The organism is Synechococcus sp. MIT S1220 (genome assembly GCF_047303025.1).
Classification (GTDB): Bacteria; Cyanobacteriota; Cyanobacteriia; order PCC-6307; family Cyanobiaceae; genus Parasynechococcus.
In genome coordinates this window covers 1,683,508-1,704,723 of the sequence record NZ_CP138939.1, presented here as the reverse complement: position 1 = coordinate 1,704,723, position 21,216 = coordinate 1,683,508, and the positions used below count along the sequence as shown (strand labels likewise).

Genomic DNA, 21,216 nt, shown 5'->3' with positions numbered 1-21,216 from the left:
CAATATGAAGCCAAGCACTCATTCCTTTGGGATTTCTCATTCGCTATGGGCCATGAGCCTTAATGCTGATTGCCGTTACAGGCAAAAACATCAAGAGTGTTCTTACAGAAATCGGAGGCATCGATGACGACCGACACTCCACCCCAGCAAGAACGAGACACAAACTGACAAACTTGCCCCTGCTCCAACAGTCTCCACCAAAAGTGGGTTGGTCCAATCAAGTTCTCGGTAAGATGAGAATATCGGACACTGCGATTTGCACCGTCCCAGGTGCTCTCAGGAAACCATCACCCCACATCTAGAGCCATGGCCCCATGCGCGAACGACGAATGCTTCAAAAAGGATTCATTTGATCAGACTCAATTCTCGGTTTGACGGGGGGTTGAGACAATGAGGGATGAATAGTATTCAACCATCTGATCTAAACGTCGCCATCCCTGCGCCCAGATGTGATGGGTACTGAATGTTCAACTGGTCGGTGAGGTCATCCTTTCTTTATAGAGAAGATGGTCTCTTTTATGTCTGCAAGCTTCAAAGATCCGTAGGACGTTCAAACCAGTGGAGCGAAGACGTTTAACAGAATGGCAGACGGTGAAGGGATCTCACTGCGGAGATGAATGCCAATTTATAGTGGAACGACCCTCCAACTGGTGCGTAACTGATCCATCGTGCCCTGGCAGATATGACGGTCATCCCCACTTCCTGCACCCACGATGAATTGAGGCGGGAAGCACAATTAGATAGTCATTGAGGGACCATGGACAACATCGAAATCGAGAACTGGGCAAAAATTGCCACTGATATGGAGTCAGCTGGCGCCACAGAGAGTTGGTTCTACCTTCGAGCAAGGGCTATTGCTGACGGCAAACCTGATCCAATGCCAAACATTTCCGAACTAATGCCTGAATAAACTCCACGCGCAAGTGTCGAAAAGACTCTCCATCCTTTCTCTCCCGGCCGTAAGACGCAGCAGCTCAAAACTTTTCGATCGGCGCCATTCCGATTGGTTATACCTTCATATTACAATTTTATCTAACCTAACCTGAAAGTGACTCAGGGAAGCTTCACCTTATGGAGTGCTAAGTCCCCTTGATCGATCCATCCAGATCTCGGAACGGGGATCCCAGACAGGTTTCGCGTAAGTGCCACGAAGTTGCTGTTGCGGTTGTGTGATACCCAAGCTCTCGTGACAGGCTTGGGCGATCATGATTGATTCCTGGTGATAAATTCTCCATGGAACAAGTTTTGCACCATCCCAGATTGGAGGAAGGCCAGTTTCTCGGAATATTTGGTCAAATTCATCGAAATGTTTCTGTAGATCATCAGGATTAAGTTGCTTACTTTGGCTAATCCGGTTTGTCGCTTTAAAGGGTGCTGTTTCAATGCACAACTCAAATTCCTTGGTCAACTTGCTTTCAGCAGCCCAACTTTGCTGACCTAACAGTCCCGCAGTTAGAAGAACAACAGCCACAAAAAATAGCATTACGGTCAGAATGGAATAACACATCGGAGCCGTAGTTTGATGTTCTACTTCAGGTTTGTCTGTCACCAACCTTTTGGCTAATACACAAAAGGATATCCACGAAAGCGCCTCAATCAATAGTGAGTTTATCATTTTAATGATTTCCAAAACAATTTGAGCGTCAGATAACAAGTGCCTCTACTAAAAGCTTAACCCTATTCCGTGCATCCTGGAGGTATGCACTGGTAGATTCAATTACGATCCTGAGCGAATCAAGAGGCTTGTTGGTTTTAAAGACAAATACAGACAAGCTCTAGATCATCGAAATTCATAATAGGCCAGCGATTTGGCAATAACACCCAAAAAAGTCATCAGGAAAAAGAAGTCGAACTCGAAAATCTAAGGAGGCAAAGCATCATATTTTTTGAATGATTCAACTCTTGGCAAAAATATTGACTTCAACATACCGTCTTACCATGCATAGGTCTGTTTGTTTCACCAGGAAATGATGACATGAAACAAATAAAAACAAGACGTTATCCATCGTCATTTGGCATCAAACCTTGATTTGCGTATCGATTTTAAGAGCCAGACTAGACTTTATTTTAATATCATTATACTGCCTTATAGGTTTTCCATTTTATCGTCGAAAACCTCACCAATCCTACTTAATCGAAGCATTAATAACCTCCGCAGTGAATCCACCGCTTTGATCCATCAAATCCTATGCATAAGATAGAAATCACCGAGCAGGTTGTTGCCGTTATCGTTACGGCAGGATTGGTGTTAATAAATTTTCTTCTTTTTACGCCATGGCGCAATGGTCATGATCCAAGGGAGAATGATGCTGTAAGAATCGATCCAAAAACAATGATCATGATTAATCCAGATACAGTCCAAAACAATGAAAATCCAATAAAAATCCATTTAAATGCACTAGAAAAGCTTGAATCCAGCCACAGCTTAGTGCTTATTGGCTTAGTTTAATTCATAAATTTAGCGCAATTCAATGCCGCCTAGCCAACAATCTTTGAGGTAGGATGAGAATTTAAATAGGATTTAAATTTCAACAGAATGGTTTAATTATCGTCAACCAATATCGATCATAAATCCAATGTCATGAAGTTCTTGAGAAATAAGAAGGCTATCAAGTTGATCTGAATCTAGAAGTTCAGCTTGGAGTGATAGACGACCTTTCCTACGAGAAAAATCAACTACATCAAAAAGGTGCATGCTAAATTCTAATTTCCAAAACTGGATGGAGGCATTGACTGGCTGCTGGTTGGTCAAAGCAAGTCGAAGTTGTTTGGACAATTTTTTCAGTGAAATTGGTTTGATTAATAGATCACCCTCATGTTCGTCATTAAAAAAAATAGAAGAGACATTTTCCTGATCAAATCTAAATATCAAATTACGATCAGCGGTTTTCTTCAAAAGCAGATCCCGAACGCCAAAACTATAACGTTCAGAATTATTCAACGAGTTTCTTGACTCATTGGTAGGCAACAAACATGTTGTTGATTCATCGAAGAACGGCTTGTAGGACCCGTTTCGATAAGATCCCCAAGCATCCAATCCTTGCTGATCATAGATCTGCTTAGCAACCTTAAAGTTTACAGACGGATCAAACAGATCACGATTACTAGTGAGTGAGAAATGTTCCCGGCGCTCACGCCCAATATCATTGATCATATTAATCTGCAATAACCCATAGCTATTATCTCCAGTAGAAACATTATGGTTATGAGCACGGGGGTTCCCTCCAGATTCTGCGAATGTGATTGCAGTCATAACTGGGATTAAATCATCAGAAAATCCTGCCGATTGCAATCCTCTTTGAATCCGCTTACTAGAAAACACACCCATAAAGCATCTGCGGCGAGTCGTTAAAATTATAACTTTTGAAGCAAGTACCAACGCAGATTGCCTAAAAGACTTTAATAGCACTTATCTTGATTATTTGAACACAACAACGTCAAACTGTTTTTTCGAAAGCACAAGATGTACTTTTGAACTCACCTTTGTCATTCCTACCAAAAAAAATAGTCATCAAACAGAGCAAAACGCGCCAACAATGCTGGCCCGCCTGAAAAATCCCTTTTCAAATACACAAACATATAGAGATTCGCTTCAAAACAGAATAAAACTTAACGCCAAAACTTTACTTGATGAAATTTGAACTTTTCAAATTTCTGCGCAATTTCAAGTAAGATTTGATCAGATGCTTTTGCTTTTCATCAAAGCCGCCCCAATAGCTGACAACGAATCCGAACGGCTAAAAGCTCTGCATGAGTATCGGATTTTAGGGACTACTCCCGAGCAATCGTATGACGATATTACAACCATTGCATCAGAAACATGTCATACGCCGATTGCTTTACTCAGCCTTGTTGATGCCGATCGTCAATGGTTCAAATCACGCGTCGGCTTGGAAGCAGATGAAACACCAAGAGATTGGTCATTCTGCGCCCACGCCATTCTTAGCCCTGAGCCTTTAATTGTTCAAGATGCTCTCTCTGACGACCGCTTCAGGGACAACCCGTTGGTTAAAGGTGATCCAAAAATCCGTTTGTACGCTGGGTTTCCTCTTCAGAACCATGAGGATCACCGCATTGGAACGTTATGTGTAATTGATCGAGAACCAAGAGATCTCTCAGCTTCTCAATGCAAAATCATGGAAGCCTTGGCCAGGCAGGCCGTGGCCTTCTTGGAATTAAGAAAACGGTCGATTCGATTGCTTGACTCCGTCAGTCAAATCGAAAGTCGCAATGGAATGATTTCCACATGTTCCTATTGTCGTAAAGCCAAAGATGATCGTGGCTTATGGATGCATCTCGATCAATATCTTTCTCAACGTACATCTTTGAGCTTCAGTCATGGAATCTGCGATTCCTGCATGGAAGAACATTTTCCTGAAGTTGCAGAAGTATGGAAGCAAGAGGGTTCCTCAAAAAGTTGAAAGGAACAATTTCAACTTTCTTTCTCGAGATCACGACGGATCAAAGCCAGTAGATAGGAAGGTGACTTGTAGCGGGTGGGCAAACAGCGATTCAGGGTTTCCAGATGGCCCCAGCACACCGTTCGTTCGATGTCCTGCACGGACTTGCCTTGCTGGAGAAGTCGTCTCAAAGCCTTGCAATAGAGGGGATAACCCGCTTCCAGTTCCCCGATGGTGAGCTTCGCCTGGGGCATCGAACATCTCCTACTGCCTTCTCAACCTATGAAACCGCCGGACGGCGCAAGGAACGCCAAGCTCTGGGACGCGGATCCACGCTGCCACATGCTTGTTCAAGACAGGCCCACCAAGGGGACGCACAAGCTGACGCGATCCCCATTGTCCGCGCCACAGATGTCACGCCCCGCTCAGGTTTCACCAAGCCAGGCGATGCAATCAATCTCAACCTTCGATCCCTTCGGCAGCGCAGCGACCTGGACACAGGCGCGAGCCGGGCTGATGCCCGCTCCGAACATCTCCGCATAAATGGCATTCACAGCCTGAAAATCCGCCAGATCAACCAAATACACCGTGCTGCGAACCACCTGGCTTGAATCGGCATCCGCGGCAGTCAACACAGCAGAAAGATTTTTGAGGACTTGGCGGGTTTCAGCCTCCACATCACCATCACCAACCATCGCTCCGGTCTCTGGATCAATCGGGATCTGCCCTGAGCAGTAGAGCCAACCCCCGGCCAAGACCGCCTGGTTGTACGGGCCGACGGGTGAAGGAGCAGATGCAGTCGTGATCGCTCTGGCAGTCATGGCACGCAGCAGAATGCGCTGAGATCATCGCCTTTTGCCGTTGTCGCCACCAGTTGAACTGCGCAACGTGTGGCACCGGTTCACAGATTCCGGGCAGGACTGGACCCTGCGTGGGATCGATCTGGAACTCTCGGAGGGAGAACTGGTCGGACTGCTTGGCCCCTCAGGATGCGGCAAAACAACCCTGCTCCGTTTGATCGCTGGATTTGAGCGTCCGATCCGCGGCAGTGTGCATCTCCAGCAGCAGCACGTTGCAGGAGATGGTCGCTGGGTTTCACCGGAGCGCCGCGGCGTTGGCATGGTTTTTCAGGATTACGCCCTCTTCCCCCACCTCACGACCTGGGAGAACGCCTGTTTCGGCCTACGACCAGGCGAGGACCGCAGTCGCGCCCACTGGTTGCTGGAGCTGCTGGAGCTCAATCATCTCAATCAGCGGTATCCGCATCAACTTTCCGGTGGCCAACGCCAACGGCTCGCTCTGGCCAGAGCGCTGGCGCCATCTCCCAAGGTGGTGCTTCTTGATGAACCCTTCTCAAACTTGGATGTGGAGGTGAGGCTGAAACTCCGCAGCGAACTTCCCTCCGTGCTTCGGCTTTGCGGCGCCAGCGGCATGATCGTGACCCACGACCCTGGTGAAGCGCTGGCGATCTGCGACCGAGTTGCCGTGATGCAAGACGGCACGTTGCATCAATGTGATTCACCTCGGGACTTGGTCTGTGATCCGGCCACACCCTTCGTTGGGCGCTTTGTTCTGCAGGGAAATCTGCTTCCAATTCTTTCGAGAAACGATCGACGTCTGCGTTGTGTTCTCGGAGATCTGGAGGCTCCGAACGTTCCTCTTGCACCGCAATTGACGTCAGACAGCTGCCTGCTTGTCGACCCGGCCGCGGTCACCCTGCAACTGAATCCTGAAGGTCAGGCCTGTGTGTTGGGTCGGGAGTTCGCAGGAAACGGATGGCAGTACCGGATCCAGATCGATTCCCTGATCCTGCGCGTCAACCTCCCCCTGAATGAGGATTATCCAAAGGGAACCCGCGGCGAGATCCGATTGCGTCATGGCTCAACCGCCATCTTGTATCCCTCGGGGATCAAGATGCACGCCAGTGGTCCTTGTGATGACGCAGCGCAGCGAGCTCCTCAACAGATTCCGCCCGCATGAAGAGGTTCGTGAGCCTCTCCACAGCAATGCTGCTAGGGAGACTCAGCTCTCCCTGGGAGCGACGTAATTGAACCTCGCGATAGCGCTGTTCAATGGCTGAATCTGTTGGTCGCTGCTCCAGCGCCCAGCGCAGGTTCCCCTCGGTGTACTCATGGGCACAAAAGACATGTGTTTCGTCTGGGAGCGAACTAAAAATCTGCATCGCTCGATGCATCTGAGCCGGTGTTCCTTCAAAAAGCCGACCACAACCGGCAGAAAAAAGGGTGTCACCGCAGAACAGGAGCGGTCGACACAGTGATGCCGAAGCTTCGGGAATGAAAAAAGCAATGTGCGCTGCGGTGTGCGCCGCCACATCGAACACCTGAACGGTTTTCCCGAACAAGCCGAAGCGATCTCCGTCCTTGACGGACATGGTCTGGAAGGGGATTCGGGTGCGATCGGCACGGGCTGCAACGACCTCCGCCGCTGGCCAGACCTTGAGCAGATCAGGGGTCCCACCAATGTGATCGGCATGGTGGTGGGTCTGGAGGATCGCAATCAAGTTGAGCTGCCGATCCTGGAGCCAGCGCTCGACAGGTGGCGCAATGGCCGGATCGACAACGACAGCCTCCTGATTACAAACCCAGACCCAGATAACGTTGTCTTGCAGGACAGGCAATGCGTGGACGGAGGTTTGCATCGTTAAAGTCCTGCCTGGTTTTCTGGTCGACGCTGACCCCATGATCACCGTCGCACTGGCCAAGGGTGCCCTACTGAAAAGTTCCGTCGCCCGCTTCGCCAAAGCAGGACTGGATTTCTCCGCCGTCCTCGATCCGGATAACCGCCAGTTGATGCTCCCCACCCCCTGCGGACGGGCACGGGCTCTTCTGGTCAGGAATGGAGATGTGCCAACCTATGTGGCCTACGGCCAGGCCCAGTTGGGCGTGGTTGGGTATGACGTCCTGCGGGAGCATCAGCTACCCGTGGCCCAACTCGTCGATCTCGGTTTCGGCGGCTGCAGGATGGCTGTGGCGGTCAAAGAGAACAGTGGTTACGCCCGAGCGGCCGATCTGCCTCCCCATTGCCGCGTTGCGAGCAAGTTCACCCACTGCGCCAGGGAATTCTTCGACGCCCTCGACCTCCCTGTCGAGCTTGTTCACCTCAACGGGTCGGTGGAGCTTGGACCGATCACAGGCATGTCCGAAGCGATTGTCGACCTGGTCGCCACGGGACGCACCCTGCGGGACAACGGACTTCTCGCCATTGAAGACCTCTTCCAGTCCACCGCTCGGTTGGTGGGGCATCCACTGGCACTGAGGCTGGACGGTGGCGAACTGCGGTCGATCATCGAGGCCATGCGCACTGCATCCCTGCCGATCGGAGCATCAATCTGATGGCAGCGGTCAGTGACTGGCAACGGGTTTTAAGGCTGGGGAAATACCTTGTGCACGACAGGCGACGCCTGCTGCTGACCCTTGGACTGCTGGTGCCGGTAGCCCTTGCAGGGGCCATCCAACCTCTGCTGGTGGGCCAGGCGATCAGTGTTCTCCGGGATGAATCACGCCTGCCATGGCTGACGGATCTGTCGGTGCAGGACTCCATCAGGGTTCTGGTGGGGCTTCTGCTTCTGGCCGTACTGCTGCGTCTGGGTTTCCAGGGCGTTCAGACCTTCAACATCCAGATCGTCGGTCAACGACTCACCGCCCGTATCCGGGATGATCTTTTTCAACACGCCCTCTCATTGTCCCTGCGTTTTCACGACAGGATGCCGGTGGGCAAGCTGCTAACCCGACTCACCAGTGACGTTGACGCACTGGCGGAGGTCTTCGGAAGTGGTGCTGTGGGGGTGCTCGGTGATCTCGTCAGCTTGACTGTGATCGCAGCCTCAATGCTGCTATTCGAATGGCGACTCGGCCTGCTGCTGCTGCTCACTCAGATCCCTGTGACCACGGCAGTCCTTTGGCTGCAAAGGCGCTATCGAAAGGCTAATTACTGCGTTCGGGAGGAGCTTTCCCAGCTGAATGCCGACTTCCAGGAAAACCTTCAGGGGCTGGAGGTGGTTCAGATGTTCCGCCGAGAGCGGGTCAATGGTGCACGGTTCGCCCGCACCGGCTCTGCCTACAGAAACGCCGTCAACGGCACCATTTTCTTCGACAGCAGCATCTCCGCCTTTCTTGAATGGGTCGCGCTGTGCGCGGTGGCGGTGGTGTTGGCGCTCGGTGGCTGGATGGTGACAGGGGGAGCCATGGGGCTTGGCATCCTGACCACCTTCATCCTCTACGCCCAGAGACTGTTTGATCCCCTACGACAGCTGGCGGAACGATTCACCCAGATCCAAGGGGGTTTAACCGCGATCGAACGAATCGGTGAATTGATGGAACAACCTCTCGAGATCATCGAAGCTCCCGATGCCCGGCCCATCCCCCGTCATGGAGCCGGTGAAGTGGTCTTCGAAAACGTCTGCTTCAGCTACAGACAGGACGAACCGATCCTGAACAATCTGTCCTTCAAGATTGAGGCCGGTGAACATGTTGCCCTGGTTGGACCGACGGGTTCAGGGAAAACAACAGTGATACGCCTGCTCTGCCGCCTCTATGAACCCCAACGGGGCCGCATTCTCCTCGATGGGCAAGACATCAGGACGATTCCGATCTCCGATCTCCGGCAACAACTGGGGGTTGTCCTTCAGGACACTTTTCTGTTCAGCGGAAATGTCGCCGACAACCTCCGTCTCAATGCTGAGATCAGTGATCGTCGTTTGAAACAGGTCTGCACGGATCTTGGCCTCAGGGGTTTGCTGAAGCGTCTGCCAGAAGGCCTGCAAACCGAACTGCGCGAACGGGGAGGAAACCTGTCTTCCGGGGAACGGCAGCTTCTCGCTGTAGCGAGGGTTGCCATCCGGAACCCAACGGTCCTGGTGATGGATGAAGCCACCGCTTTCATGGATCCAGCCACCGAAGCGACTCTTCAGAGCGATCTGGAACGGCTTCTGCAGCGCCGTACAGCTGTTGTGATCGCCCACCGCCTTGCCACGGTGGAAGCGTCGGATCGAATTCTTGTCCTTCGACAGGGATCGTTGATTGAGCAGGGCTCCCATCTGGAGCTTCGGGCCCGCGGTGGGCTCTACGCTCAACTGGCTGACCTTCAGGAAAGGGGCCTAGCGCGCCTGTGATGACCCAGCCGCTTCCTATGGTCGCCGAGTCCCTCCAGGGGCTATATGGTCCTGAGGCAAGACTGTGTCCGTGCGCTAATGAAAAGCTCACTTTGGTATTCAGCCAAACGCGGGCCTTCGATCTTGTGGAACTTGAGCAGCTTCTTGAAGCCGTTGGCTGGAGTCGCCGACCGGTTCGGCGGGTCCGCAAAGCACTCACGAACAGTCTGCTGAAGGTTGGGCTTTGGAGACACGACCCACGGGTGCCTCGATTGATCGGGTTCGCCCGCTGCACAGGTGATGGTGTCTTTGAAGCCACAGTGTGGGATGTGGCAGTACACCCCATCTACCAGGGAGGTGGTCTCGGTCGCCAGATGATGGATTATGTGCTTGATGCCCTCAGAGAGATGGGGACAGAGCGCGTCAGTTTGTTTGCTGATCCTGGAGTCGTGAGTTTCTATCAGCGTCAAGGCTGGGAGCTTGAACCGCAGCAACATCGCTGTGGCTTTTGGTATTCGAGCTAGCGGCCTGCTCGGCATAGTGCCGCGCCAGCTCAGCGGTGTCGTCACCGCGAGCCCAGCGTCGACGAAGCTGAAGGTTGCACCATGCATTGCTCAGCACTCCCCGCTTTTGCCAGCGACGGGCACTGGTGGTCAACGGCTGACCGATCCTCCTGATCCGACCCGACCGGGACAAGCGCTGAACCAGGTCGAGGTCCTCCATCAACGCCAGCAGGCGGTAGCCACCGACCTCGGCAAGCCTCTCCCGATGAATCAGAAGGCCCTGATCGCCATAGGGACGTTGCAGCACGGCACTGCGGAGGAAAACGGCGAACTCCAGGAACCGCAACATGGGTCCGGGACGGTCCACCCGGAAATCGAAATACCAGGCCTGATGCTTTGAAACCGGGCGATGGATGATGGCAGCCACCTTCTCCCCCCAGGTTGGCGGGAGCCGACTGTCGGCGTGCAGCACAAGCAGCCAACGTCCCTGAGAGAGCCTGCATCCGAGCTGCAGCTGCTGGCCTCGCCCAGGGCAGCTGGTGGTGCGAACGATCGCACCACCCAAAACACCGATGAACGGCGTGGCGTCGTGGCTGCCCCCATCGATCACATGGATCTCCAGCGGATCAGGCCAGCGGTCAAGATCCGCCAACAGCAGCGGCAATCTGGACGCCTCATTCAGCACGGGAATGACAACCGAAAGCGGCGGTCGTTGGGTCATCCCGTCCAAGGCTGGAGATCCGACAAGCGATCAATGTCCTGATGTTGAGGAAGCAAGCCGATCGTGAGGCTGGATGCGCAAGCCTGCGCAAGGGTTTGGTCCAGCACGGCATCAGATCCCCAATTAATCCCTCCGAGTGGCCAACGCATGGGCTGACGCAACAGGCCTGCGCTCAGACCGAGAAGCCAATACCCGCCGTCCGAGGAGGGTCCCAATATCAGATCCTTGTTGTGAAGAAGTTCAATGGCCGAAAGCAGATCAGGGCGATTGAGCGAAGGCAGATCGGTGCCGATCAGCAGCGCTGGGCTGGAGGGAAAGTCAGCGCGAATCCTCCGCAACAGATGACCCATGCGACTGCCCAGCGAACCAGGCCGCTGAAGCCAAACCCGATCTGCGCCGAGCTCCTCTCCCCACCGCCGTGCCGCGCGGTGGGCGAGACCGCTGACGGCAAAAACAGGCTGCGCATAACCTTCCACGGCGAGCGCCCGCACCACTGACATGGTGTGAATCGTCAGACGACCCTGCAGGCGCGCCGAGCGCCGACTGGAATGGCGAAGGTGCAGACGTTGCGCAAGATCCCTCGTCAGGCGTCGCTTACAGCGTCCTGGTGCAGGCCAGCGGGCAAGCACGGTCAGCACAGGCAAGCCCCTCATCTCAGCCGCGGCGCGGCAGCTCCTCAGGCGTCACCTCAACTGTCAACGCCTCGCCGTCCCGTTCCAGCGACAACTCCATCGGCTGGCCAACCTCACCTCGATCCACAGCAATCTGCACATCCGAGGGAGTCTTCACCGTTGTGCCGTCGACCTGGCGGATCAAGTCGCATTGACGAATGCCTGCTGCTGCCGCTGGAGTGTCGGCGACCACATCCACCACAAGAACACCGTTCACCTCTGGAACGCTGCACTCCGTGGAGGTGGCATTGATCTCCCGAGCCAGTTGAGGCGTGAGGGTGCGCAGCTGAACACCGAGATAAGGGTGGGACGCCTGCCCGGTACTGACGATCTGTTGGGCGATGCGCTTGGCGAGGTTGATCGGAACCGCAAAGCTCAGTCCCGCGCCAGGGGCCTGCCGAATCGCCGTGTTCATGCCGATCACCTGACCAGCGGCATTGATTAATGGACCGCCGCTGTTGCCAGGATTCACCGCCGCATCGGTCTGGATGTAAGGCACCCGCTGACCCTCACCGATCGCATTCGTCCGCCCCACAGCGCTGATGATCCCTGCCGTCACTGTGTTGTTCAAGCCAAAGGGATTGCCGATGGCGATCGCCCATTCGCCAGGCCTGAGCGAATTGGAATCTCCGAGGGTTGCCACTGGCAATTTTTCCGCCACCACCTTCACGACAGCAACGTCGGTTAACGGATCACCGCCAAGAACTTTGCCATTGAAACTGCGGCCATCGGGCAGGGTCACGGCCACCTTGTCCGCACCGCGAACGACGTGTTCATTGGTGAAGATCAAGCCGTTGGACCGGGTGATGAAACCGGACCCCTGCCCCTGCTGCCGCTGGATCGACGGTCCGAGTCCGAACATGCGGCCGAGGGGATTGTTGATCTCCTTGACGACATCGATCCGCACAACGGCGGGGCCCACCCGATCCACGGCTTTGACGATCACATTCTCGCCGGGTTGAAGCGGGGCAGAGCGAGGCGCATCACTCACCACAGGCGGAGCCGTGCGTGGTGGTTCTGGCTCGAGACCAAGCCGACTGCGAATCTGACCGCAAGAGGTCAGTGTTGATCCCATCAGAGCTATCCCCATCCAGCCCAGGAAGCGCAGCATCGCGGCACGGTGTCGATCCGGCTCATTAAAGACGGACTGAACAGGCCGGCATGCGTAGATTCAGCGCTCAGGGTTTTGTCTGTTGTGGTGCTGATGGGCGATGACCTCTGGAACAAGGTGCAGGAGGCACTCCAGAGCAAGCTCAGCAAACCCACGTTCGAGACCTTCATCCGACCTACCGGCTGCAGTGGCTTCGAAAACGGTGAATTGCAGCTGCTCGCCCCGAATCCTTTTGCTGGAGTAAGGCTGAGAGAACAACTTCTCCCCACGATTGAGGAGCTCGCCAGCCGCCTCTGTGGTCAACCGGTTCAGGTGACGGTTTTGGCCGAATCAGCGGCCCCATCCGATTCGGACCCCAGCCATGACTCCGGTCGGACGATGGAATCCGGTCTTCCCCCAGCATCCGCCTCAGCACTAAGGGGCACGGCGAAGCCGACAACCCGCCGCCAACTGCCCGGACTGAACCCGCGTTACGTGTTCAACCGCTTCGTGGTGGGTCCCAACAGCCGCATGGCCCATGCGGCCGCCCTGGCAGTTGCTGAGGCTCCTGGCCGTGAATTCAACCCACTCTTCATCTGTGGTGGTGTGGGACTCGGAAAGACCCATCTCATGCAGGCGATCGGCCATTACCGCCTCGAGATTGATGCAGACGCTCGCGTGGCCTATGTGTCTACGGAAACCTTCACGAATGATCTAATCCAAGCGATCCGCAAGGACGGAATGCAGGCATTCCGCGACCGCTATCGCGCCGCTGATCTGATCCTTGTCGATGACATTCAATTCATTGAAGGGAAGGAATACACCCAGGAAGAGTTTTTTCATACATTCAATGCTCTGCATGAAGCAGGACGCCAGGTTGTGATCGCAAGTGATCGGCCGCCGAGCCAAATCCCTCGATTGCAACAGCGGCTGATTTCCAGATTTCAGATGGGACTGATTGCTGATATTCAGCCACCGGACCTGGAAACACGAATGGCCATCCTTCAGAAAAAAGCCGAGCAAGAAAGGATGTCTCTTCCGAGAGACTTAATTCATTACATTGCCGGTCGTTTCACGTCCAACATCCGTGAATTGGAGGGTGCGTTAACACGGGCGGTGGCCTTCGCTTCGATCACCGGTCTTCCGATGACTGTGGAATCCGTGGCGCCGATGCTGGATCCAACCGGGCAGGGGGTGAACGTCACCCCGCAGCAAGTGATCGACAAAGTTTCGGAGGTCTTCGACGTGACCGCTGAAGAAATGTGCAGCAGCACCCGACGAAGAGCCGTGAGCCAGGCCCGTCAGGTGGGAATGTACCTGATGCGTCAGGGGACCGAACTGAGCCTCCCCCGCATCGGTGATGCCTTTGGAGGCAAGGACCACACCACCGTGATGTATGCCATCGAACAGGTCGAAAAGAAGTTGGCCAGTGATCCTCAACTTGCGGGTCAGGTTCAGAAAGTGCGGGACCTGCTTCAGATCGATTCACGCCGTCGTGGCTGAGAGCCAGCGTTGACTACTTGCAGGCTTTGCGATCTCCTCGCCACCCGGGCATGGTCGCTGCAGCATGGGAGCAGACCAATCTCCTGGCTGGCGCCAACGCCGGCTCAAGTCGTCGTGAGCTGAACGGTGGCAACGGACGCCGCCGCAACCAGGCTCCCCAACGAAATTCGTGATACGGGATCTGGGGCTGAGGTTTGATCGCACCCTCCTGCTTCAATTTCCAAACCAGGCTCCGGTAGGGATCATCGTCGAGATCCATCAACGATTGCGGCAAATCCATGGCCAACCGAGGGCCTTGACCTCGCCCGTCATAGAGATACATCCAGCCTTGCTGTTCAAGAAAAGCGAGCACCTCAGACGATTCAGATGAGGTGAGATCTGCAATGAGGTAGCCCCATGCCTTGGCCTGCGGATCGAGACCGAGCAAACCGCGCAGACGATGATGCCGGTCAACCATCCAGAGATCGCCGAATCCACTGCGCACGAGGGGAACAGGTTTTCTTTTCAGGTACGCAAGGCGTTCCTGCGGCGATTCGCTAGAAAAATCAATCTGTCTGGACCAAACCTCAGCAAGACCAATGCACCACTGCGTGGGGTGCAATTTGGCAATCGCAACCTCAAAAAGCTCCGTGGATTGACCAGGCTCTGGAATCGGCTTGTAGGGAGGGAGCTGAAGAGACACGCCTCATCCATCTCATCGGGACACTATGCCCGAGGTTTTCCCTTCAAGGTGTCGTCAGAAATGGCTCGGGGGTTTGATCGAAACGATCCCGAGTCGGCAGGGGTGCGGGTTGCGCCTCGCCATCGAGAGCCGCCGTCCCTTCAAGGGCCTGTCGCAGGAGCCGGCCTGCAGCAAGTGGCATGTCCCGGGGAACGGAGATGCGATCGCGAAGGTGGCGCAGACCTGCAGCACTGCCGGAATTGGGGCTGCAATTTGTGCCGTGCACCAGGCGGGTCAAGGCAGAGCGCAACGGTTGATCGAAAGCAGTGGCACCGAGGGGATTGCTGCGTAGCAACTTGTCGCGATGACGCAGAACCCGCGCCAGAGCTACGGACTCCATGCCAGCCCAGGCCGATGACGGCCAGCAGGCTTCGTCGTCTCCCAGGCCATCGCCCCGATCAATCCGTTGGCAAAGGGCGGCATCCTCGAGCGGGTCATCAAACCAGCATCCACCCATCTGAGGGGGCAGATCATGGACATGGGTGTGGAAGTCGCTTTGGGTTCCCCGGTACACCTCGAGCTGCTCGAGAGCTTTCAACCAACGATCGATCGCCGGGTGCTCGCGGCGAAGCTGAAAGCCCTTGTAGTAAGCGAGCGAAGCATTCATCCGCTCCACGTAGGGAATGAATACAAGATCCACGCCGGTGGGCTCAGCTCGATCAAGCCATGGCCCCTCCTGTTGATCCAGAGCCCGTTCGAAGCGGCTCGCGGTGGACTGAAACTGCGAACGGGCCTGGCGCTGCTGGCGCGGACTGAGGCCCGGTGAGCAAAGCCAGAGGCACCAGGCTCTAAACAACAGTCTTTCGAGCTGTCGTAACTCCAGTGCGGCTGACGATTGAAGCGGCAAGCCAAACGGGCCGAATGCATCCTCCAGAGCAAGGAGAATCCGATCACTCTCAGTGATCAGATCGCCATCCAGCTCGAGGGCGGGGAGGATCCCTGATGGCACCTTGCTCAGATACCAAGGCTCCTTGCGTCCGTAGCAACGCATGGTCACCTTGCGAATCCTGTAAGGAATTCGCTGGAACTCAAGCCACAGCCAAATTTTCTGGCAGTACGGGCACCAGGCGTGATGGTCCCGGTAAAGCGTGACCCGAACAGCTTCTCGGTCGCTGCCGAACAGTCTCAGGGTCGCTTGAGCATTCGTGTCGCCGTTAACGCGATCGGGCTCGGAACGGGCCAATGCGGAGAGTGCTTGCCAGCTCAGCGGCTCAATGGGATCCGAAGGAGGGAACATTCAGCACCAGAGCCATGGGGTCACGGCTTGAGAGGAGCCAGTCTCCCAGTTTTTGATGGAGTCCGCGACCAACGTTTCGGCTGGCCCCTGCCCACTTCAAAAGCCAAGTGGTCTGAAACGGCCCTTTCGATGAGATTGAGTCCAAAGACCCCATCATCGAACCGTCTTTCTGAGCCCTCAGGCAGCAAGGAAGGAGATGCTGTCAACACAATGGAGAGACCTTACTTGCATCCATGAGCGCGGACTTCGATCTTCTGGTTCTCGGTGCCGGCTCTGGAGGGTTGGCCGCAGCCAAACGCGCCGCTCGCCATGGAGCGAGAGTGGGAATCATTGAGGGGGACCGCGTCGGTGGCACCTGCGTAATCCGCGGATGCGTTCCCAAAAAGCTGCTGGTTTATGGGGCACGAGCCCGTCACCAATTGCGAGACGCGGAGTCTTATGGCATCCAGCTTGGGCCCGTCGATTTTGATGTCGCCGATCTGCTGAAGAGTGTGCGTGCGGAGGTGGATCGCCTCAACAAACTGCACATCGGCTTTCTACACAAGGCTGATGTTGAGCTGATTACCGGTTGGGGGAGCTTCACGGGATCCAACAGCATCGGACTATCAGCCAGACGAGGAGAGGCCATCGAACGCGAAATCACCGCTGAGCGGATTCTGATTGCTGTGGGGGGCCGCCCATTCCGACCCCCCATTCCTGGAATCGAGCACACCTGGGTCAGTGATGACATGTTCCGGTTGGAGTCATTTCCCGACCGAGTCGTGATTGTGGGAGCTGGTTTCATCGCCTGTGAATTCGCTTGCATCCTGCGAGGCCTGGGGGTCTCGGTCACTCAGGTGGTGCGAGGCCCTCGCCTGTTGCGGGGATTCGACAGCGAACTGGCCGAAGCGGTGCTCGACGGCATGAAAGAGGCCGGGATCCATGTGATCTGCAATGCAACGCTGGAGTCAGTTCATCGCGATCAGAACCAGCTCACCGCCACGCTTGAGGACGGTCTGCAGATTCCCTGTGGTGGGGTCCTGATGGCCACAGGCCGCAGACCATGGCTTGAGGGTCTCGGACTGGAACAAGCCGGAGTTGCGATCTCCAACGGACGCATCACCGTCGACGCCCACCAGACCACATCGCAACCCCATATCCATGCCGTGGGAGATGTCACAGACCGGGTCAATCTCACTCCGGTTGCCATTGATGAAGGCAGGGCCTATGCCGACAGCGTTTTCGGAGATCGTCTACGGCAAGTGAATCACGATCTTGTGGCGGCCGCCGTGTTCAGCGATCCAGAGCTGGCCACTGTCGGGCTATCGGAGGACAGGGCCGTCGAGCGCTTTGGACGAGCCGGCATCCAGGTGCATCACTCCCGTTTTCGTTCCATGGATCGAGCGCTGCCTGGCAATGGCCATCGCTGCCTGCTGAAGTTGGTAGTGGAGAAGGCCACCGACAGAGTGCTGGGGTGCCACATGGTGGGCGACCATGCCTCGGAAATCATTCAGATGGCAGCCATTTCTCTGGGGATGGGAGCCACAAAAGCTGATTTTGACCGCACCATGGCGCTGCATCCATCCATTGCCGAGGAGTTCGTCACCATGGGCTGAATCCGAAACCAGTTCGGCATGCAGCTGGTGAGTCTTGTGGAGAAATCCGTTTTAATTGACTTCCCTGCAACCGAGGATTTGCGGTGTTCGGGCCTGAAGCATTGACACAGGGAGGGGTGCTCGTGGCACCGCACCTGCTTTTGTCAATTGGTGTCTTCGCGATCGAAATCGATCGGCTTATGGACTGGGTTCACTGGCGTCGCGACGCCAGGGTCACGCATCCGTTGTTGATGAACAGTCTCGAAGGACTGAGACCAGAAGAAACACGAATCGTTTTAAGGACAACCTTCCGTCACCTCGAACGACAATTCGCACTCTGGGAGGCTTCGCTTGATTTAGCAATGGTCCTCGGACCGTTGCTTGGTCTGTTGAGCACCGTGATCGATTTATCGAAACTGATCCAAACACTTGGTCCGGACCTACTGCTGATCTAAACGGAAAAGAGATTCTCACAAGATCAGATCGATACAGAATCAAAGAAAGCAATCAACGAAAGCGTTCTGATTCTGATAGATCGTTATTCCGAGTGAAATGGGATCAACGATCAGCGAAGATAGGGACAATAGCCCCGGCCAAAGTACGTGGATAGGTACAACACTAAGCCTAAAAGCGCGTTTGCGTTTGCACAATCAGATCAGACAACATCTCAACAACTGGATGAGTAAAATCTAAAAGATCAATCATCCTGCAAGTTTGGACGCAAGCCTTAAAGCAAGAGCGATGATTGTCAAACCAGGACCAACACTTGGGCAACTTGGAAAAATACTTGCATCTGCAATGTAAAGGTTGTCAAGTTCGTGACAACGGCCATCGGCATTCACCACAGAACTGGCTGAATCATCACCCATCCTGCACGTCCCACAACCGAAACCCACAACACTGAGTGGAGCTTCACCTCTGGCATGGGTGGGAGCGTTCAACACCACTTTGGTGACTGGGTCCGCTTCAACTGCCTTGAGTGTGTCAATCCAGCGATACACCAAACGGTCATGTGCTTCGCGGTTGTTGTGAATGTAGTTGACCCGAATTTGATCATTGAGGAGCCAAACCTTGTTGTGAGGATCAGGCAAAACCTCAGACATCGCCCACCAAACCACAGATCGCGAAGCCAACCGTTCCAGACCAAAATCTGGAATCATCTTGGTCACCAACGAGAGCACCGGAGGGGACTCAGCAAACAAAGCATCCTGAAGCACACCACCAGCGGTTTGAATGTGGCCAAGGGGAAAGCTGACGTTCTTATCACCCCAATAGAAGTCATTAATGCCGAGAGAACGTCCGTAACGTCCACTGTTCCTTTCTGTCGCCAGTTGAAGGATGGAGGTCAACTGGAGATTCATCAGATTTCGGCCCACCTGATCCGAACCGTTACTGAGACCCTTGGGGTGGTGGACCGTATCGGAACGCATCAAGATCGCAGGCGTATTGATTGCTCCGGCGGCGAGCACCACCACATCACTTTTGAACAGCCACACGTCGCGCCCTAGCTGCGCTTCGACAGCTCTGACAGATTCTCCTCCAGGACTGACATGCAAGCGCAAGACTTTCGCGTCGGTTCGAATCGTGATCCGCTCAGAATCGCCGACCTCCAAACCAAACAACTGAGAATCTCCACTGGGATCATCCACGTCCTCCGACCAGCTGATCGGGATGTCATAGGGATGACAACCTTGCCGTTTCAAGGCGGAACGAAGTGGCTCCAGGAAGGGTTCTATTGCTCTGGGTGGATTCGCATAGTCGCTGGTGCGGGAGGGTTCTGTTGGATCGATTCCCGATCGGCCATGCACGCGATAAAGACGCTCAGCTTCCGCGTAAAAGGGGGCTAGCTCGGCGTAATCAATCGGCCATGCCGGTGAGACACCTCCCTGAAGATCAACAGACTCAAAATCCTGCTCCCGCATCCGCTCAAGAACGGCACCCCAGATTTTTGTGTTCCCCCCGAGCGCGTATGTGATTTGCGGTGCAAAGGGGTCACCATCAGGGCCAAACCAACGTTCATCCTTCGGGTGATATCGATCCTTACGAAAAAGGTCGACATCAGCGACGTTTTGATCGTCAAGGGACATCGGGCCGCCCCGCTCGAGAACGAGCACTGATTTGCCCTTACTGCTCAAAGCACCAGCGAGGGTGCCACCACCAGCGCCACTACCAATGACGATGACATCAAAAGAACTGTCGTCGATGATCATGAAAGGACCTTTAGCTGGAGGAGACGACTCCAAAGCACGCGAAGAGAAAGAATCACGGCAAGAGTGAACTCACTTGTGAAGTGTAGAAAGTCGAAGAGGTTTTGGCAGAGCCATATAAAATTGTCAATAACACTGGCCAATTCGCAGTACAAAATAACATTTTAGATCAATCATTTTCAACAATAAGGCGGATTGACTCAACCAGCTCTCGCAGAAGGGCTGCCCACCACAGGCTCGCAGTGGATGACAAAAATATTTTATTCCTTTAAAATCAAATCTAAGCTTTAGGACGGGGGTCAGCAGGCCCCACAGGATGCAATTGCATACGCGTAAGACTCGAATACCACACAATCTTCAAGCAAAATCTTATGAAATAATTTAAGGTTTCAGCGTCCGACATGATCATCAGCAGCCACCGATTGCCTGCGATAACCGGAGCAAAGGCCCACTCTAGACAATACTTATAGCAAAGACACTCACATGCGATGAGATCTTGCTTGACGACAAAAAGCCGGGATCAAACATGAGCCACAATTGCCATGTTTAACAATAATAAATTAAAAATACTTACGGCGAATAGACTAGAACAAGCCACTTCTTGGCAATGGATTCCACAGGAAAACAGATTCGTTAAAAACCTAATTTGCCAAGCAAGCTCAATACGAATGAAATATACAAAAGCTTTTCGATTAACCGTGCAACACAAGATAATCTCTTTGCGGCTCAATGCCACTTAAACAAACCCAAAAACCAAGAAAACTGAAGCGAAGCTGAAGCCAGATAATCAATAATTTACATGCTTTAAATGACAGCGCAACAACAACATGGCAAGCAACAACATTAGGCAAGGCAAAAGGTTTAAAGCATAAATAAATCAACATAATCAAACGACCGAAGAGAAAGAAGCAAGCCCTAGATATCAACAGATACTCGCATTAATTGGCCAACAGAACTTAAGCTAGATTCCGACATCCCCATCCTTGTGTAAATTGAGACGCAAGACTAGCCGGCAAATATTTACCTAATAAAATAAAAAGCGACAAGATCCTAGGCTGGACATGCACAATAAACATGAGGCAAAGCTTTCGTTGTTCTTTCTTCTATAGTGCATAACAATCATTTAATAGCAAGCCTCACCTTTCAACAACTTATGATCGCGGGTCGATAGATTTATGCAGAAGCATCGATAAGATCCAGGTCCCAGCGTTGTGTACCCTTTAAGAAGTGCGGACATAGAGTCACTTTCAGATCAAAACAAAACAACATAAGACAAGACAAAATATAAGGGAACTGATGATTCGTACACAAAGCCATCTCGCAAGAGACATTGAGTTAGTAGATATACATATTAGTGATTTATATTGATGGCTACATGACTTGTCGCGCCTTAATTATTAAAATACGGCGCACTGAACGCGTTGCCACGAGGAGGAGCTTATCTAACTGGTGCCATGAATTGGAGATGTCGATCGATCG

The 21,216-nt window shown here is 53.7% G+C and carries 23 protein-coding genes; 11 read left to right on the top strand and 12 right to left on the bottom strand.

Features of this window, described 5'->3' with window-relative positions:
* The first annotated feature begins 757 nt into the window (after positions 1 to 757).
* On the top strand, positions 758 to 910 hold the full coding sequence (locus SIB64_RS08760) for a hypothetical protein (RefSeq protein WP_413439862.1): 153 nt from the start codon (positions 758 to 760) through the stop codon (positions 908 to 910).
* A gap of 159 nt (positions 911 to 1,069) precedes the next feature.
* Here the strand turns inward: SIB64_RS08760 and SIB64_RS08755 are convergent, their stop codons facing one another.
* Positions 1,070 to 1,654, bottom strand: coding sequence for a hypothetical protein (locus SIB64_RS08755; protein ID WP_413439861.1), 585 nt, complete (start codon positions 1,652 to 1,654; stop codon positions 1,070 to 1,072).
* Between the two features lie 534 nt (positions 1,655 to 2,188).
* Between SIB64_RS08755 and SIB64_RS08750 the strand changes: the two genes are divergently transcribed.
* Positions 2,189 to 2,449 carry a hypothetical protein gene (locus SIB64_RS08750; protein WP_413439860.1) on the top strand — a complete coding sequence of 87 codons (261 nt, stop codon included), beginning with the start codon at positions 2,189 to 2,191 and terminating at the stop codon, positions 2,447 to 2,449.
* Positions 2,450 to 2,551: 102 nt separating this feature from the next.
* Here SIB64_RS08750 and SIB64_RS08745 read toward each other — a convergent pair whose 3' ends face one another.
* A complete protein-coding gene (locus tag SIB64_RS08745) occupies positions 2,552 to 3,328 on the bottom strand; it encodes a transglycosylase SLT domain-containing protein (RefSeq protein WP_413439859.1) in 777 nt (258 codons plus the stop codon).
* Between the two features lie 94 nt (positions 3,329 to 3,422).
* Here SIB64_RS08745 and SIB64_RS08740 point away from each other — a divergent pair, with 94 nt between their 5' ends.
* Both SIB64_RS08740 and SIB64_RS08735 read left to right on the top strand, forming a co-directional pair.
* Positions 3,423 to 3,641: a hypothetical protein gene (locus SIB64_RS08740; protein WP_413439858.1), complete on the top strand. Its 219-nt coding sequence runs from the start codon at positions 3,423 to 3,425 to the stop codon at positions 3,639 to 3,641.
* Between the two features lie 42 nt (positions 3,642 to 3,683).
* On the top strand, positions 3,684 to 4,421 hold the full coding sequence (locus SIB64_RS08735) for a GAF domain-containing protein (RefSeq protein ID WP_413439857.1): 738 nt from the start codon (positions 3,684 to 3,686) through the stop codon (positions 4,419 to 4,421).
* An 11-nt stretch (positions 4,422 to 4,432) separates the two neighbouring features.
* On the opposite strand, the gene SIB64_RS08730 is transcribed toward SIB64_RS08735, so the two are convergent.
* A complete protein-coding gene (locus tag SIB64_RS08730) occupies positions 4,433 to 4,654 on the bottom strand; it encodes a DUF3136 domain-containing protein (protein WP_413439856.1) in 222 nt (73 codons plus the stop codon).
* Between the two features lie 171 nt (positions 4,655 to 4,825).
* Positions 4,826 to 5,221: a Rid family detoxifying hydrolase gene (locus tag SIB64_RS08725; RefSeq protein ID WP_413439855.1), complete on the bottom strand. Its 396-nt coding sequence runs from the start codon at positions 5,219 to 5,221 to the stop codon at positions 4,826 to 4,828.
* 40 nt (positions 5,222 to 5,261) lie between these two features.
* On the opposite strand from SIB64_RS08725, the gene SIB64_RS08720 reads away from it, so the two are divergent.
* Positions 5,262 to 6,380, top strand: coding sequence for an ABC transporter ATP-binding protein (locus SIB64_RS08720; RefSeq protein ID WP_413439854.1), 1,119 nt, complete (start codon positions 5,262 to 5,264; stop codon positions 6,378 to 6,380).
* Here the strand turns inward: SIB64_RS08720 and gloB are convergent.
* Positions 6,310 to 7,059, bottom strand: coding sequence for a hydroxyacylglutathione hydrolase (gloB, locus tag SIB64_RS08715; RefSeq protein WP_413439853.1), 750 nt, complete (start codon positions 7,057 to 7,059; stop codon positions 6,310 to 6,312). The genes SIB64_RS08720 and gloB overlap by 71 nt on opposite strands.
* A gap of 40 nt (positions 7,060 to 7,099) precedes the next feature.
* Between gloB and hisG the strand changes: the two genes are divergently transcribed.
* The 3 genes from hisG to SIB64_RS08700 are packed head-to-tail and all read left to right on the top strand — an operon-like array spanning position 7,100 to position 10,034.
* Positions 7,100 to 7,753: an ATP phosphoribosyltransferase gene (gene hisG, locus SIB64_RS08710; protein WP_413439852.1), complete on the top strand. Its 654-nt coding sequence runs from the start codon at positions 7,100 to 7,102 to the stop codon at positions 7,751 to 7,753.
* Positions 7,753 to 9,531 carry an ABC transporter ATP-binding protein gene (locus tag SIB64_RS08705; protein WP_413439851.1) on the top strand — a complete coding sequence of 593 codons (1,779 nt, stop codon included), beginning with the start codon at positions 7,753 to 7,755 and terminating at the stop codon, positions 9,529 to 9,531. The genes hisG and SIB64_RS08705 overlap by 1 nt, the downstream gene beginning before the upstream one ends.
* Complete coding sequence (locus tag SIB64_RS08700; protein ID WP_413439850.1) at positions 9,531 to 10,034, top strand: GNAT family N-acetyltransferase; 504 nt, start codon at positions 9,531 to 9,533, stop codon at positions 10,032 to 10,034. The genes SIB64_RS08705 and SIB64_RS08700 overlap by 1 nt, the downstream gene beginning before the upstream one ends.
* On the opposite strand, the gene SIB64_RS08695 is transcribed toward SIB64_RS08700, so the two are convergent.
* From SIB64_RS08695 to SIB64_RS08685, 3 genes are read right to left on the bottom strand one after another with little or no spacing between them, the layout of a single operon-like run.
* Positions 9,934 to 10,734 carry a TIGR04283 family arsenosugar biosynthesis glycosyltransferase gene (locus SIB64_RS08695; RefSeq protein WP_413439849.1) on the bottom strand — a complete coding sequence of 267 codons (801 nt, stop codon included), beginning with the start codon at positions 10,732 to 10,734 and terminating at the stop codon, positions 9,934 to 9,936. The genes SIB64_RS08700 and SIB64_RS08695 overlap by 101 nt on opposite strands.
* On the bottom strand, positions 10,731 to 11,387 hold the full coding sequence (locus SIB64_RS08690; protein WP_413439848.1) for a TIGR04282 family arsenosugar biosynthesis glycosyltransferase: 657 nt from the start codon (positions 11,385 to 11,387) through the stop codon (positions 10,731 to 10,733). The genes SIB64_RS08695 and SIB64_RS08690 overlap by 4 nt, the downstream gene beginning before the upstream one ends.
* 1 nt (position 11,388) lies before the next feature.
* Positions 11,389 to 12,516, bottom strand: a complete 1,128-nt coding sequence (locus SIB64_RS08685; RefSeq protein ID WP_413439847.1) for a trypsin-like peptidase domain-containing protein — start codon at positions 12,514 to 12,516, stop codon at positions 11,389 to 11,391.
* A gap of 84 nt (positions 12,517 to 12,600) precedes the next feature.
* Here SIB64_RS08685 and dnaA point away from each other — a divergent pair, with 84 nt between their 5' ends.
* Positions 12,601 to 13,998 carry a chromosomal replication initiator protein DnaA gene (dnaA, locus tag SIB64_RS08680; RefSeq protein WP_413442951.1) on the top strand — a complete coding sequence of 466 codons (1,398 nt, stop codon included), beginning with the start codon at positions 12,601 to 12,603 and terminating at the stop codon, positions 13,996 to 13,998.
* 13 nt (positions 13,999 to 14,011) lie between these two features.
* Here dnaA and SIB64_RS08675 read toward each other — a convergent pair whose 3' ends face one another.
* The 3 genes from SIB64_RS08675 to SIB64_RS08665 are packed head-to-tail and all read right to left on the bottom strand — an operon-like array spanning position 14,012 to position 16,113.
* Positions 14,012 to 14,680 (bottom strand): ParB-like protein, encoded by a 669-nt coding sequence (locus SIB64_RS08675; protein ID WP_413439846.1) that lies wholly within the window; start codon positions 14,678 to 14,680, stop codon positions 14,012 to 14,014.
* Positions 14,681 to 14,723: 43 nt separating this feature from the next.
* Entirely contained in the window at positions 14,724 to 15,956 is a 1,233-nt protein-coding gene (locus SIB64_RS08670) for a glutathione S-transferase family protein (RefSeq protein WP_413439845.1), read from the bottom strand.
* On the bottom strand, positions 15,931 to 16,113 hold the full coding sequence (locus tag SIB64_RS08665; RefSeq protein ID WP_413439844.1) for a hypothetical protein: 183 nt from the start codon (positions 16,111 to 16,113) through the stop codon (positions 15,931 to 15,933). Before SIB64_RS08665 ends, SIB64_RS08670 begins: the two co-directional genes overlap by 26 nt.
* Before the next feature lie 76 nt (positions 16,114 to 16,189).
* Here SIB64_RS08665 and gorA point away from each other — a divergent pair, with 76 nt between their 5' ends.
* Complete coding sequence (gene gorA, locus SIB64_RS08660) at positions 16,190 to 17,551, top strand: glutathione-disulfide reductase (RefSeq protein ID WP_413439843.1); 1,362 nt, start codon at positions 16,190 to 16,192, stop codon at positions 17,549 to 17,551.
* 83 nt (positions 17,552 to 17,634) lie between these two features.
* Positions 17,635 to 17,985, top strand: a complete 351-nt coding sequence (locus SIB64_RS08655; RefSeq protein WP_413439842.1) for a hypothetical protein — start codon at positions 17,635 to 17,637, stop codon at positions 17,983 to 17,985.
* 246 nt (positions 17,986 to 18,231) lie between these two features.
* Here SIB64_RS08655 and SIB64_RS08650 read toward each other — a convergent pair whose 3' ends face one another.
* The gene (locus SIB64_RS08650) at positions 18,232 to 19,740 is read right to left on the bottom strand and encodes a GMC oxidoreductase (protein ID WP_413439841.1); all 1,509 of its coding nucleotides are present in this window, start codon (positions 19,738 to 19,740) and stop codon (positions 18,232 to 18,234) included.
* Between the last annotated feature and the right edge of the window lie 1,476 nt (positions 19,741 to 21,216).

Coding starts and splice junctions, on each gene's coding strand:
- SIB64_RS08695 (WP_413439849.1), bottom strand. CDS start 10,734: ATGACCCAACGACCGCCGCTTTCGGTTGTCATTCCCGTGCTGAATGAG.
- SIB64_RS08760 (WP_413439862.1), top strand. CDS start 758: ATGGACAACATCGAAATCGAGAACTGGGCAAAAATTGCCACTGATATG.
- SIB64_RS08735 (WP_413439857.1), top strand. CDS start 3,684: ATGCTTTTGCTTTTCATCAAAGCCGCCCCAATAGCTGACAACGAATCC.
- SIB64_RS08685 (WP_413439847.1), bottom strand. CDS start 12,516: ATGCTGCGCTTCCTGGGCTGGATGGGGATAGCTCTGATGGGATCAACA.
- hisG (WP_413439852.1), top strand. CDS start 7,100: ATGATCACCGTCGCACTGGCCAAGGGTGCCCTACTGAAAAGTTCCGTC.
- SIB64_RS08730 (WP_413439856.1), bottom strand. CDS start 4,654: ATGCCCCAGGCGAAGCTCACCATCGGGGAACTGGAAGCGGGTTATCCC.
- SIB64_RS08650 (WP_413439841.1), bottom strand. CDS start 19,740: ATGATCATCGACGACAGTTCTTTTGATGTCATCGTCATTGGTAGTGGC.
- SIB64_RS08750 (WP_413439860.1), top strand. CDS start 2,189: ATGCATAAGATAGAAATCACCGAGCAGGTTGTTGCCGTTATCGTTACG.
- SIB64_RS08705 (WP_413439851.1), top strand. CDS start 7,753: ATGGCAGCGGTCAGTGACTGGCAACGGGTTTTAAGGCTGGGGAAATAC.
- SIB64_RS08690 (WP_413439848.1), bottom strand. CDS start 11,387: ATGAGGGGCTTGCCTGTGCTGACCGTGCTTGCCCGCTGGCCTGCACCA.
- gloB (WP_413439853.1), bottom strand. CDS start 7,059: ATGCAAACCTCCGTCCACGCATTGCCTGTCCTGCAAGACAACGTTATC.
- SIB64_RS08745 (WP_413439859.1), bottom strand. CDS start 3,328: ATGGGTGTGTTTTCTAGTAAGCGGATTCAAAGAGGATTGCAATCGGCA.
- SIB64_RS08725 (WP_413439855.1), bottom strand. CDS start 5,221: ATGACTGCCAGAGCGATCACGACTGCATCTGCTCCTTCACCCGTCGGC.
- SIB64_RS08700 (WP_413439850.1), top strand. CDS start 9,531: ATGACCCAGCCGCTTCCTATGGTCGCCGAGTCCCTCCAGGGGCTATAT.
- SIB64_RS08665 (WP_413439844.1), bottom strand. CDS start 16,113: ATGATGGGGTCTTTGGACTCAATCTCATCGAAAGGGCCGTTTCAGACC.
- gorA (WP_413439843.1), top strand. CDS start 16,190: ATGAGCGCGGACTTCGATCTTCTGGTTCTCGGTGCCGGCTCTGGAGGG.
- SIB64_RS08670 (WP_413439845.1), bottom strand. CDS start 15,956: ATGTTCCCTCCTTCGGATCCCATTGAGCCGCTGAGCTGGCAAGCACTC.